The organism is Enterobacter sp. A103 (assembly GCF_034427535.1).
GTDB lineage: Bacteria > Pseudomonadota > Gammaproteobacteria > Enterobacterales > Enterobacteriaceae > Enterobacter > Enterobacter asburiae_B.
Window position 1 is genome coordinate 875,744 of sequence record NZ_JAXQPQ010000002.1, and the last position, 11,950, is coordinate 887,693.

Here is an 11,950-nt window from a genome sequence, read left to right on the forward strand (position 1 = left end):
CTGCTGTACTGATTGTAACCTTACGGACGGATTATCAGCCAGTCTCATTCATCATGATTACGTACTTATGGGGTTCACAGTGCCCTATTTCAAGCATAACAACCTTTTGTTGTTACGCTAACACCGAAAGGGCGTTTTAGCACTCTTCCTGGGCTATCGCTGCGATAAAAAAAACCCGCTGCCGCAAGGCAACGGGTTTTCTGTTCAAACTTTAAACCGTTGGGGCGAAATTACGCCTGCTGGTTCATCAGTTCGTTGAAAGAGGTCGCTTTTTCGGTCACTTTCGCTTTCGCCAGTACCGCTTCAACAGCCTGCTCTTCCAGGGCAACGTTGCGCATGTTGTCCATCAGTTCTTTGTTCTTACCGTAGAACTCGATCACTTCTGATGGATCTTCGTATGCAGAAGCCATCTCTTCGATCAGGCCTTTCACACGCTCTTCGTCAGCTTTCAGCTCGTGGGTACGAATTACTTCGCCCAGCAGCAGGCCAACAACAACGCGGCGTTTCGCTTGCTCTTCGAACAGCTCGCGTGGCAGTTCCATCGCTTGCTGCTGGTTGCCACCGAAACGCTGTGCAGCCTGACGGCGCAGAACGTCGATTTCGCTGTCGATCAGGGCAGCTGGAACGTCGATTTCGTTGGCTTTCACCAGACCTTCGATCGCCTGAGATTTCACGCGGTTACGCACCGCGCCGTTCAGTTCGCGTTCCATGTTCTTACGCACTTCGGTACGCAGGCCCGCTACGGAACCATCTTCCACGCCGAAACGCTTGATGAATTCTTCAGTCAGTTCTGGCAGTTCGCGCTCTTCAACTTTCTTCAGGTTGATAGCGAACTTCGCTGCTTTCCCTTTAAGGTTTTCAGCGTGGTATTCTTCCGGGAAGGTCACGTCGATGGTGAACTCTTCGCCAGCCTTGTGGCCTTTGATACCGTCTTCGAAGCCTGGGATCATACGACCCTGGCCCATCGCCAGTACGAAGTCAGACGCTTTACCGCCTTCGAACTCTTCGCCGTCTACAGAACCGGTGAAGTCGATGGTGACACGGTCTTCAGCGTCAACAGCGCCTTCTTTCTCTTTCCAGTTCGCCTGCTGCTTGCGCAGGGTATCCAGCATGCCGTCAACGTCTTCGTCAGTCACGGAAACAACTGGTTTTTCAACTTCGATAGATTCCAGACCTTTCAGCTCAACTTCCGGGTACACTTCGAACTCTACGGAGTAGGTGAAGTCTTCGCCCAGTTTGTATTCGCCTGGAACGTAGTTAGGCGCGCCGGCCGGATTGATTTTTTCTTTGATGATCGCATCAATAAAGTTACGGCTCATCAGTTCACCCAGCACATCCTGACGCACGGAAGCGCCATAACGCTGAGCAACAACATTCATTGGTACTTTGCCCTTGCGGAAGCCGTCAATACGTACTTTTTTTGCTACGTTGACCAGCTCGCTTTTCACAGCAGTTTCGATGCTGTCAGCAGCGATAGTAATCGTTACACGGCGGCCAAGGCCTTGAGTGGTTTCAACTGAAACTTGCATCTTGTTACCTCAAAAAAATCACAGTGCTCGGTCAACTCTGAATCTGTCTGTTATACCGGGATGCTCTCTTAGTGCAGATTCACATTCCCTGTCGCCAGAATCATCCCGAAGACATTCAATAAGACGCGGCATTATAGCGGCATCACTTAGGTGAGTCGAGAACGGTTGGGGCATGTTGCTGCGGCTTTTTTCACACTTTAAGGCTATTTTTAGTCTTAAAATCGCTCCATTCGCTCAAAACTCAGACAAAACAAAACGGCCCGGAGGCCGTTTTGAGGAAATCTGTAAGCAACATACTGGAAAAGCTCCAGCCGTTGCAAATCCGATTTATCAGGCGATAGTGCCTGCACCGCGACAGGGCGGCGATGCGAAAACCGTATCCTGCAGGCCTTCCCATTCCTTAATGGTGTAGGTATGCAGTGCCAGCGCATGCACGGTCGTGGAGAGCTCTTCCGTCAAGGTGCTGTAGATCAAGCGGTGTCGATTCAGGAAACGTTCTCCCGTGAAGCGATCGCTAACCAGAACCACTTTAAAGTGGCTTTCAGAACCTGCCGGCACGTTATGACGATAGCTTTCGTCGACGACTTCGAGGAACACAGGGTTGAACGCTGCCCTTAATTTATCTTCTATATGCTCACGTATCATCATGAAATTACTCCTCCGACAACGCCAGGATGCCACCCATCCCTTTAAATGTTAGCCGCTTTTACCGTTTCCATTACACCTTGACAACAAATATTTAGCTTTCGTCTGATTTTCTCATTCAAACGAATGAAGTTCACTGTGAGACTCATACGTTTTGTCATACACGGATTGGGAAAAACGGTGAACTGGTCAGTTTTCGGACAAGGCGATGAATTTACATGCGTTGACCACTTCCCCTCGCCGTTGGCGATGTTATGATGGCGGCAATTTTTCTCTTTATATGCTTACGATTCGTTGAGAACCCGAAAATGTTAAAAAAACTCTTCTTTCCGTTGGTAGCCCTTTTTATGCTGGCAGGCTGTGCTACCCCGCCTACCACCATTGATGTCTCACCAAAAATCACCCTGCCTCAGCAGGACCCAAGCCTGATGGGCGTCACCGTGAGCATTAACGGTGCCGATCAGCGTCAGGATCAGGCGCTGGCTAAAGTGACCCGCGATAACCAGCAGGTTACTCTCACCGCCTCCCGCGACCTGCGCTTCCTGCTCCAGGAAGTGCTGGAGAAACAGATGACCGCTCGCGGCTATATGATTGGCCCAAGCGGCGCGGTTGATCTGCAGATCATCGTGAATAACCTGTACGCTGACGTGTCTCAGGGCAACGTGCGCTACAACATTGCGACCAAAGCGGATATCGCCATCATTGCCACCGCGAAGAATGGCAACAAGATGACCAAAAACTACCGCGCCAGCTACTCTGTTGAAGGTGCCTTCCAGGCTTCTAACCAGAACATTGCTAATGCCGTGAACAGCGTGCTGACCGATACCATCGCCGATATGGCGCAGGACACCAGCATTCACGACTTCATCAAGCAGAACGCGCGTTAATCCCGCTCTCTGACCCGGTGTATCACCGGGTCAGTTTTATAAGAACATGTCCAGCCATTACTTACGCATTTTCCAGCAACCGAAATCAGCGATCCTGCTGATCCTCGGCTTCGCCTCGGGTTTACCCCTCGCACTCACTTCCGGCACGCTTCAGGCGTGGATGACGGTTGAGAACATCGATCTTAAAACCATCGGTTTCTTCTCGCTTGTTGGCCAGGCCTATGTCTTTAAGTTCCTGTGGTCTCCGGTCATGGATCGTTACACGCCGCCTTTCCTCGGACGTCGACGCGGCTGGCTAGTGATGACGCAGATCCTGCTGCTGCTGGCTATTGCGGCGATGGGATTTCTTGAACCCACCACCCAGCTTCGCTGGATGGCAGCGCTTGCGGTGGTGATTGCCTTCTGTTCCGCCTCTCAGGATATTGTGTTCGACGCCTGGAAGACGGACGTGTTACCTGCTGAAGAGCGCGGTGCCGGTGCAGCAATCAGCGTGCTGGGCTATCGCCTCGGGATGCTGGTCTCAGGCGGGCTGGCGCTGTGGCTGGCCGACCGTTACCTCGGCTGGCAGGGCATGTACTGGCTGATGGCCGCCCTGCTGATCCCCTGCATTATCGCGACGCTGTTCGCGCCCGAACCGAGTGACGTCATCCCGGTTCCCCGCTCGCTGGAGCAGGCCGTCGCCGAACCTCTTCGTGACTTCTTTGGCCGCAACAATGCCTGGCTGATCCTGCTGCTCATCGTCCTTTATAAGCTGGGCGATGCCTTTGCCATGAGTTTAACCACCACCTTCCTGATCCGGGGTGTCGGTTTTGACGCCGGTGAAGTGGGTGTGGTGAATAAAACGCTGGGGCTGTTTGCGACAATTGTCGGCGCGCTTTATGGCGGCGTGCTGATGCAGCGCCTGACGCTGTTTCGCGCGCTGCTGATTTTCGGCATCCTTCAGGGCGCCTCTAACGCAGGCTACTGGCTGCTGTCGATTACCGACAAACATACGATCAGCATGGCCGCGGCGGTGTTCTTCGAAAACCTCTGCGGCGGCATGGGAACAGCGGCGTTTGTCGCCCTGCTGATGACCCTGTGCAATAAGTCGTTTTCCGCTACCCAGTTCGCTCTGCTCTCGGCGCTCTCCGCCGTTGGCCGCGTGTACGTAGGCCCGATTGCCGGCTGGTTCGTGGAAGCCCACGGCTGGCCAACATTTTATCTCTTCTCGGTCGTGGCTGCCGTGCCGGGAATTTTATTGCTGCTGGTCTGCCGTCAGACGCTGGAATATACCCAGCGGACAGAACATTTTATGCCGCGCACCGAATATCGCCGCGCCTACCGTTTTGCGCTACGTCTGTTAATGGCGGGCTGCATCGCTCTGGCGCTCTGGCTTGTGGTGCTTATTATCAATGCCAGCACCTCTCTGGTACTCCCTTTCGAAGCCCTTCTGCTGGACGCAGGCGCCCTGCTGGCTATTGCCGGGATCCTGACCGGAGGTCTGCTTGATTTCATGGCGTTGCGTAAAACGCAGATGACCTGAAGAAAAATGCGAAAGATTATTTCCCGTTGTAATCACTAACCGAAATTATAACGGCGAAATAGCCGCCAGGCGCAAAAAAAATATTTGTTGTTTTGTGCGGGATAAGATTTGGAAATTATTGGCTCCCATTCCAAAACGCTATTTTTCATTAAACGATTCAGCATACGAGAGTTTGATTTTTCGTTTTTCAGATGTCTTTTTATTGATAATTAATTGTTAATTTTTTGTTTATTTTCAACAATGGTTATACCAATTGCCCCTTTTAGGGTATGCTTGGGGGTCCTTTCGTTATAAAGCCCATGCCATGCGGCTTCGGTCATAAAAACCGACATAATTTGCAACACTTGTGACACGTGCGGCAGAACCCGGTAACACCTTCCTGACACAGGCCTAATGATGTTTACAGTAATGTAACCTTCCCGTAAAATGCCCGCACACTTTAAACGCCACCAGACTCCGTGGAATTGAGGTCGTTAAATGAGACTCGGGAAATACAATAAAAGTTTGGGATGGTTGTCATTATTCGCGGGCACTGTATTACTCAGTGGCTGCGATTCTGCACTACTAGACCCCAAAGGACAGATTGGACTGGAACAACGTTCACTGATATTGACGGCTTTTGGCCTGATGTTGATTGTGGTTATTCCTGCCATTTTGATGGCTGTTGGTTTCGCCTGGAAGTATCGTGCGAGCAATAAAGATGCGAAGTATAGCCCTAACTGGTCACACTCCAATAAAGTGGAAGCTGTGGTCTGGACGGTACCTATTCTGATCATCCTGTTCCTTGCCGTACTGACCTGGAAAACCACTCACGCACTTGAGCCAAGCAAACCGCTGGTTCACGATGAGAAACCTATTACCATTGAAGTGGTCTCCATGGACTGGAAATGGTTCTTCATCTATCCAGAGCAGGGTATTGCTACCGTGAATGAAATCGCCTTCCCGGCGAACACTCCGGTTCAGTTCAAAGTGACCTCCAACTCCGTAATGAACTCCTTCTTCATCCCACGTCTGGGTAGCCAGATTTACGCGATGGCCGGTATGCAGACCAACCTGCACCTGATCGCGAATGAAGCAGGCACCTATGATGGTATCTCCGCCAGCTATAGCGGCCCGGGCTTCTCAGGTATGAAGTTCAAAGCTATTGCGACGCCAGACCGTGCCGCTTTCGACCAGTGGGTTGAAAAAGCGAAGCAGTCTCCAAACACCATGTCTGACATGGCGGCGTTCGAAAAAGTGGCTGCACCAAGCGAATACAACAAGGTGGAGTACTTCTCTAATGTGAAACCTGATTTGTTCAAAGACGTTATTGGCAAATTTATGGATCACGGCAAGAGCATGGACATGACCCAGCCTGAAGGCGAGCACAGCGCGCACGAAGGTATGGAAGGCATGGACATGAGCCACGCGGAAACCGCTCACTAAGGGGCCGAGGAAGAAAATGTTCGGAAAATTGACACTGGATGCAGTGCCCTACCATGAACCGATTATCGTGGTTACGGTGGCTGCAATTATCATTGGTGGCGCGGCCTTACTGGCCCTGATCACTTACTTCGGTAAGTGGAGCTACCTGTGGAACGAGTGGCTGACTTCGGTTGACCACAAAAAACTCGGTATCATGTACTGCATCGTCGGTATCGTCATGTTAATTCGTGGCTTTGCGGATGCGATCATGATGCGTAGCCAGCAGGCACTCGCTTCTGCGGGTGAAGCCGGCTTCCTGCCACCGCACCACTACGATCAGATCTTTACCGCCCACGGCGTTATCATGATCTTCTTCGTGGCGATGCCGCTGGTTATCGGTCTGATGAACGTTGTCGTTCCGCTGCAAATCGGCGCGCGCGACGTGGCGTTCCCGTTCCTGAACAACCTGAGCTTCTGGTTCACGGTTGTCGGCGTTATCCTGGTTAACCTGTCACTGGGTGTGGGCGAATTCGCGCAGACCGGCTGGCTGGCTTACCCGCCGCTGTCAGGAATTGAGTACAGTCCGGGCGTTGGCGTCGACTACTGGATTTGGGCGCTTCAGCTCTCCGGTGTCGGTACTACCCTGACCGGTATCAACTTCTTCGTGACCATTATCAAGATGCGTGCCCCAGGCATGACCATGTTCAAGATGCCGGTATTTACCTGGGCATCTCTGTGCGCCAACATCCTGATTATTGCCTCCTTCCCAATTCTGACCGTCACCATCGCGCTGCTGACCCTGGACCGCTACCTGGGCACCCATTTCTTCACGAATGATATGGGTGGCAACATGATGATGTACATCAACCTGATTTGGGCCTGGGGTCACCCGGAAGTGTACATTCTGGTTCTGCCTGTGTTCGGTGTGTTCTCCGAAATCGCGGCAACCTTCTCGCGTAAACGTCTGTTTGGTTACACCTCTCTGGTGTGGGCAACCGTGTGTATTACCGTTCTGTCGTTCATCGTTTGGCTGCACCACTTCTTCACCATGGGTGCGGGCGCGAACGTAAACGCCTTCTTCGGTATTACCACCATGATTATCGCCATCCCTACCGGGGTGAAGATCTTCAACTGGCTGTTCACCATGTACCAGGGCCGCATCGTGTTCCACTCAGCGATGCTGTGGACTATCGGCTTCATCGTGACCTTCTCCGTAGGTGGGATGACCGGCGTACTGCTGGCGGTACCAGGTGCTGACTTCGTTCTGCACAACAGTCTGTTCCTGATTGCGCACTTCCATAACGTTATCATCGGTGGCGTGGTCTTCGGCTGCTTCGCTGGCGTAACCTACTGGTGGCCAAAAGCGTTCGGCTTCACGCTGAACGAAAAATGGGGTAAACGCGCGTTCTGGTTCTGGATCATCGGCTTCTTCGTAGCATTTATGCCGCTGTACGTGCTGGGCTTCATGGGTATGACCCGTCGTCTGAGCCAGCAGATCGATCCGCAGTTCCACCCAATGCTGATGGTTGCAGCGGGCGGTGCGGTGCTGATTGCCTGCGGTATCGCGTCTCAGCTGATTCAGTTCTACGTGTCTATTCGCGACCGCGACCAGAACCGTGACCTGACCGGTGACCCATGGGGTGGCCGTACGCTGGAGTGGGCGACCTCTTCTCCACCTCCTTTCTATAACTTTGCCATCGTGCCGCAGGTTCATGAACGCGACGCATTCTGGGAAATGAAAGAAAAAGGTGAAGCGTACAAGCAACCTGCTCATTACGAAGAAATCCACATGCCGAAAAACAGCGGTGCGGGCATTGTGATTGCCGCCTTCGCAACGGTATTTGGTTTCGCAATGATCTGGCACATCTGGTGGATGGCGATTGTTGGCTTCGCAGGCATCGTAATCAGCTGGATTGTGAAGAGCTTTGACGAGGACGTGGACTACTACGTACCAGTCCGTGAAGTTGAGAAGCTGGAAAATCAGCATTTCGACGAGATTTCTAAAGCGGGGCTGAAAAATGGCAACTGATACTCTGGCGCACTCAACTGCCCACGCGCATGAGCATGCGCACCACGATACAGGACCGACCAAAGTCTTCGGTTTCTGGATCTACCTGATGAGCGACTGCATTCTGTTCTGCTGTCTGTTCGCGACCTATGCCGTTCTGGTGAACGGCACGGCGGGCGGCCCGGCTGGCAAGGACATCTTTGAACTGCCGTTCGTTCTGGTTGAAACCGCACTGCTGTTATTCAGCTCCATCACCTACGGCATGGCGGCTATCGCCATGTACAAAAACAACAAGAGCCAGGTTGTGTCCTGGCTGGCGTTGACCTGGCTGTTTGGTGCTGGATTTATCGGGATGGAAATCTATGAATTCCATCACCTGATTCTGGAAGGTTTCGGTCCGGATCGCAGTGGCTTCCTGTCCGCGTTCTTCGCGCTGGTCGGTACCCACGGTCTGCACGTGACCTCTGGTCTGATCTGGATGGCGGTACTGATGTTCCAGGTATCCCGTCGCGGCCTGACCAGCACTAACCGTACCCGTATCATGTGCCTGAGCCTGTTCTGGCACTTCCTGGACGTGGTGTGGATCTGTGTGTTCTCTGTTGTATATCTGATGGGGGCGATGTAATGAGTCATTCAAACGATCATGGCGCTTCCCACGGTAGCGTAAAAACCTACATGACAGGTTTCATCCTGTCGATCATCCTGACGGTGATCCCGTTCTGGATGGTGATGAGCGGTTCTGCGTCTAAACCGGTTATTCTGGGTGCAATCCTGGTGACCGCGGTGATTCAGATTCTGGTGCATCTGGTTTGCTTCCTGCACATGAACACCAAGTCCGATGAAGGCTGGAATATGACCGCCTTTATCTTTACCGTGATTATCATCGCTATCCTGGTAGTCGGTTCCATCTGGATTATGTGGAACCTCAACTACAACATGATGGTTCACTAAGAGCGGCGAGTATGTTTAAGCAATACCTGCAAGTAACGAAACCAGGCATCATCTTTGGCAACCTGATCTCCGTGATCGGAGGGTTCCTGCTGGCCTCTAAGGGCAGCATTGATTACACCCTCTTTATCTACACGCTGGTCGGTGTGTCACTGGTTGTTGCGTCCGGTTGTGTATTTAACAACTACATCGACATGGATATCGACAAGAAGATGGAAAGGACCAAAAATCGGGTGCTGGTGAAAGGCCTGATCGCCCCTTCCGTCTCGCTGGTGTACGCCACCTTGCTGGGTATTGCTGGCTTTATGCTGCTGTGGTTTGGTGCTAACCCGCTGGCCTGCTGGCTGGGGGTGATGGGGTTCGTGGTGTATGTGGGCGTCTACAGCCTGTATATGAAACGCCACTCCGTCTACGGCACGCTGATTGGTTCTCTCTCCGGCGCTGCGCCGCCGGTGATTGGCTACTGCGCGGTCACGAACGAGTTCGACAGTGGTGCGCTGATCCTGCTGGCTATCTTTAGCCTGTGGCAGATGCCGCACTCCTATGCCATCGCGATTTTCCGCTTTAAGGATTATCAGGCAGCGAACATCCCGGTTCTGCCGGTCGTGAAGGGCATTTCTGTTGCCAAGAACCACATCACGCTGTACATCATCGCCTTTGCCGTGGCAACGCTGATGCTCTCTCTGGGTGGTTACGCCGGGTATAAATATCTGGCGGTAGCGGCTGCGGTGAGCGTCTGGTGGCTCGGTATGGCGCTGCGCGGTTACAAAGTGGAAGATGACAAAGTCTGGGCGCGCAAACTGTTTGTGTTCTCGATTGTGGCCATCACCTCGCTGTCCGTAATGATGTCCGTGGACTTCATGGTGCCAGATTCACACAACCTGCTGACTTACGTCTGGTAAGCCAAACAGGTCAATAAAAGGGTGCTTCGGCACCCTTTTTTATTCACTGAATCTACTAATAACGCATGTAATATTTGTTAAATAACCCTTTATTTACCACGCCCCTTCCCCGCACTACACTATGGCCTGCTTTTGAACTGAGGTGGTAATGAACGATTATAAAATGACGCCAGGCGAGCTACGCGCGACCTGGGGCTTAGGGACTGTCTTCTCGCTACGGATGCTTGGCATGTTTATGGTCCTGCCTGTTCTGACCACGTACGGTATGGCGCTGCAGGGGGCCAGCGAGGCGCTGATTGGCCTCGCGATCGGCATCTACGGTCTGGCGCAGGCGGTTTTCCAGATCCCCTTTGGCCTGCTGTCTGATCGGGTGGGCCGAAAGCCGCTGATCGTCGGCGGGCTGCTGGTCTTTGTGCTCGGAAGCGTGATTGCCGCCCTCTCCCACTCCATCTGGGGGATTATTCTCGGCCGCGCCCTGCAGGGTTCCGGCGCGATTGCCGCCGCGGTGATGGCGCTGCTGTCCGACTTAACCCGCGAGCAAAACCGTACTAAAGCGATGGCGTTCATCGGTGTGAGCTTTGGCGTGACCTTTGCGATTGCGATGGTGCTGGGCCCCATCATTACGCACACGCTGGGTCTGCACGCCCTGTTCTGGATGATTGCCGTGCTGGCGACCATCGGTATTGCCTTAACCCTGTGGGTCGTGCCGGACAGCAAGAACCACGTCCTGAACCGTGAATCGGGGATGGTAAAAGGCTGCTTCAGCAAAGTGATTGTCGAGCCGCGCCTGCTCAAGCTGAACTTTGGCATTATGTGTCTGCACATCCTGCTGATGTCCACCTTTGTCGCCCTGCCCGGCCAGCTTGCCGCAGCGGGTTTCCCGGCGGCTGAGCACTGGAAAATCTATCTGGTCACGATGCTGATTTCGTTTGTCTCCGTCGTGCCGTTCATCATCTACGCCGAAGTGAAGCGCAAAATGAAGCGCGTCTTCGTGGGCTGCGTGGCGGTCCTGCTGATTGCCGAAATTGTGCTCTGGGGTGCTGGCCCGCACTTCTGGGAGCTGATTGCCGGCGTGCAGCTGTTCTTCCTGGCCTTTAACCTGATGGAAGCGCTGCTGCCGTCGCTGATCAGCAAAGAGTCCCCCGCCGGTTACAAAGGCACCGCGATGGGCATCTACTCCACCAGCCAGTTTCTCGGCGTGGCGATCGGCGGCTCGCTCGGCGGCTGGGTGGACGGCCTGTTTGATTCACAAACCGTGTTTCTCGCCGGTGCGCTATTGGCGACAGTCTGGCTGCTGGTCGCCAGCACCATGAAAGAGCCGCGCTACGTGAGCAGCCTGCGCGTGGAAATCCCGGATGATGTGGAAATCAGCGATGTGCTGAAGCAGCGTCTGGAAGCCAAAGAGGGTGTGACAGAGGTGCTCATCGTCCCGGAAGAGCGCAGCGCTTACGTCAAAATAGACAGTAAAATGACCAACCGCTTCGAGGTCGAGCAGGCGCTCAAAGCGTGAAAAAAAGCCCGGTTAAACCGGGCTTTTTTATATCAATCGCGGAAGTTTTTAAACTGGAACGGTTGCCCCAGATCGCCGCCGCGCACCAGCGCCATTACGGACTGGAGGTCATCGCGGGACTTACCGGTCACGCGAATTTCTTCGCCCTGGATCTGCGCCTGCACCTTCAGCTTGCTGTCTTTAATAAGCTTAACGATCTTCTTCTGCACCGCGCTCTCGATGCCCTGCTTCAGCTTGGCTTCAACAAACCAGTTTTTACCGCTGTGCACAAACTCTTCCGGCACGTCCAGAGACGTCCCTTCGATGCCGCGCTTTAACAGCTTGGCGCGCAGAATGTCGAGCAGCTGATTCACCTGGAAATCAGACTCGCTCAGCACCTTAATGGTCTTATTTGCGTCGTTCAGCTCAAACGACGCCTCAACGCCACGAAAATCGAAACGTGACTCAACTTCACGGGTTGCGTTCTCAACGCCGTTGCGAACTTCCTGGATATCAACTTCGGAAACAATATCGAAAGATGGCATCTTTTCTTCTCCCTTCACTTTTGTTGCGTTGCATAATACCCGCTACGAGGCATAACTCAACAGAAGCTTAG

General features: G+C 53.2%; 11 protein-coding genes. 8 read left to right on the top strand and 3 right to left on the bottom strand.

Annotated features, from left to right (window positions below):
* Nucleotides 1–230: 230 nt before the first annotated feature.
* Both tig and bolA read right to left on the bottom strand, forming a co-directional pair.
* Nucleotides 231–1,529, bottom strand: a complete 1,299-nt coding sequence (gene tig, locus SPH27_RS09805; RefSeq protein ID WP_023310569.1) for a trigger factor — start codon at nucleotides 1,527–1,529, stop codon at nucleotides 231–233.
* Nucleotides 1,530–1,859: 330 nt separating this feature from the next.
* Nucleotides 1,860–2,177, bottom strand: a complete 318-nt coding sequence (gene bolA / locus SPH27_RS09810; RefSeq protein WP_021241655.1) for a transcriptional regulator BolA — start codon at nucleotides 2,175–2,177, stop codon at nucleotides 1,860–1,862.
* Nucleotides 2,178–2,482: 305 nt separating this feature from the next.
* Here bolA and SPH27_RS09815 point away from each other — a divergent pair, with 305 nt between their 5' ends.
* From SPH27_RS09815 to SPH27_RS09850, 8 genes are all read left to right on the top strand, one after another.
* Nucleotides 2,483–3,061 carry a lipoprotein gene (locus tag SPH27_RS09815; RefSeq protein ID WP_023310568.1) on the top strand — a complete coding sequence of 193 codons (579 nt, stop codon included), beginning with the start codon at nucleotides 2,483–2,485 and terminating at the stop codon, nucleotides 3,059–3,061.
* 46 nt (nucleotides 3,062–3,107) lie between these two features.
* Complete coding sequence (gene ampG / locus SPH27_RS09820; RefSeq protein WP_033144772.1) at nucleotides 3,108–4,583, top strand: muropeptide MFS transporter AmpG; 1,476 nt, start codon at nucleotides 3,108–3,110, stop codon at nucleotides 4,581–4,583.
* A 477-nt stretch (nucleotides 4,584–5,060) separates the two neighbouring features.
* Nucleotides 5,061–6,008 carry a cytochrome o ubiquinol oxidase subunit II gene (gene cyoA / locus SPH27_RS09825; protein WP_014882770.1) on the top strand — a complete coding sequence of 316 codons (948 nt, stop codon included), beginning with the start codon at nucleotides 5,061–5,063 and terminating at the stop codon, nucleotides 6,006–6,008.
* Between the two features lie 16 nt (nucleotides 6,009–6,024).
* Nucleotides 6,025–8,016, top strand: coding sequence for a cytochrome o ubiquinol oxidase subunit I (gene cyoB / locus SPH27_RS09830; protein ID WP_014168864.1), 1,992 nt, complete (start codon nucleotides 6,025–6,027; stop codon nucleotides 8,014–8,016).
* Nucleotides 8,006–8,620 carry a cytochrome o ubiquinol oxidase subunit III gene (locus SPH27_RS09835; RefSeq protein WP_023334703.1) on the top strand — a complete coding sequence of 205 codons (615 nt, stop codon included), beginning with the start codon at nucleotides 8,006–8,008 and terminating at the stop codon, nucleotides 8,618–8,620. The genes cyoB and SPH27_RS09835 overlap by 11 nt, the downstream gene beginning before the upstream one ends.
* Nucleotides 8,620–8,946 (top strand): cytochrome o ubiquinol oxidase subunit IV, encoded by a 327-nt coding sequence (locus SPH27_RS09840; protein WP_006176899.1) that lies wholly within the window; start codon nucleotides 8,620–8,622, stop codon nucleotides 8,944–8,946. Before SPH27_RS09835 ends, SPH27_RS09840 begins: the two co-directional genes overlap by 1 nt.
* Before the next feature lie 11 nt (nucleotides 8,947–8,957).
* The gene (gene cyoE / locus SPH27_RS09845; protein ID WP_013095848.1) at nucleotides 8,958–9,845 is read left to right on the top strand and encodes a heme o synthase; all 888 of its coding nucleotides are present in this window, start codon (nucleotides 8,958–8,960) and stop codon (nucleotides 9,843–9,845) included.
* 148 nt (nucleotides 9,846–9,993) lie between these two features.
* The gene (locus SPH27_RS09850) at nucleotides 9,994–11,355 is read left to right on the top strand and encodes an MFS transporter (RefSeq protein ID WP_045887932.1); all 1,362 of its coding nucleotides are present in this window, start codon (nucleotides 9,994–9,996) and stop codon (nucleotides 11,353–11,355) included.
* Between the two features lie 32 nt (nucleotides 11,356–11,387).
* On the opposite strand, the gene SPH27_RS09855 is transcribed toward SPH27_RS09850, so the two are convergent.
* On the bottom strand, nucleotides 11,388–11,879 hold the full coding sequence (locus tag SPH27_RS09855) for a YajQ family cyclic di-GMP-binding protein (protein ID WP_023334701.1): 492 nt from the start codon (nucleotides 11,877–11,879) through the stop codon (nucleotides 11,388–11,390).
* Nucleotides 11,880–11,950: the final 71 nt, after the last annotated feature.

Bases quoted from the DNA above. Each gene is read 5' to 3' on its own strand.
- tig (WP_023310569.1), bottom strand. From the start codon at position 1,529: ATGCAAGTTTCAGTTGAAACCACTCAAGGCCTTGGCCGCCGTGTAACG.
- bolA (WP_021241655.1), bottom strand. From the start codon at position 2,177: ATGATGATACGTGAGCATATAGAAGATAAATTAAGGGCAGCGTTCAAC.
- SPH27_RS09815 (WP_023310568.1), top strand. From the start codon at position 2,483: ATGTTAAAAAAACTCTTCTTTCCGTTGGTAGCCCTTTTTATGCTGGCA.
- ampG (WP_033144772.1), top strand. From the start codon at position 3,108: ATGTCCAGCCATTACTTACGCATTTTCCAGCAACCGAAATCAGCGATC.
- cyoA (WP_014882770.1), top strand. From the start codon at position 5,061: ATGAGACTCGGGAAATACAATAAAAGTTTGGGATGGTTGTCATTATTC.
- cyoB (WP_014168864.1), top strand. From the start codon at position 6,025: ATGTTCGGAAAATTGACACTGGATGCAGTGCCCTACCATGAACCGATT.
- SPH27_RS09835 (WP_023334703.1), top strand. From the start codon at position 8,006: ATGGCAACTGATACTCTGGCGCACTCAACTGCCCACGCGCATGAGCAT.
- SPH27_RS09840 (WP_006176899.1), top strand. From the start codon at position 8,620: ATGAGTCATTCAAACGATCATGGCGCTTCCCACGGTAGCGTAAAAACC.
- cyoE (WP_013095848.1), top strand. From the start codon at position 8,958: ATGTTTAAGCAATACCTGCAAGTAACGAAACCAGGCATCATCTTTGGC.
- SPH27_RS09850 (WP_045887932.1), top strand. From the start codon at position 9,994: ATGAACGATTATAAAATGACGCCAGGCGAGCTACGCGCGACCTGGGGC.
- SPH27_RS09855 (WP_023334701.1), bottom strand. From the start codon at position 11,879: ATGCCATCTTTCGATATTGTTTCCGAAGTTGATATCCAGGAAGTTCGC.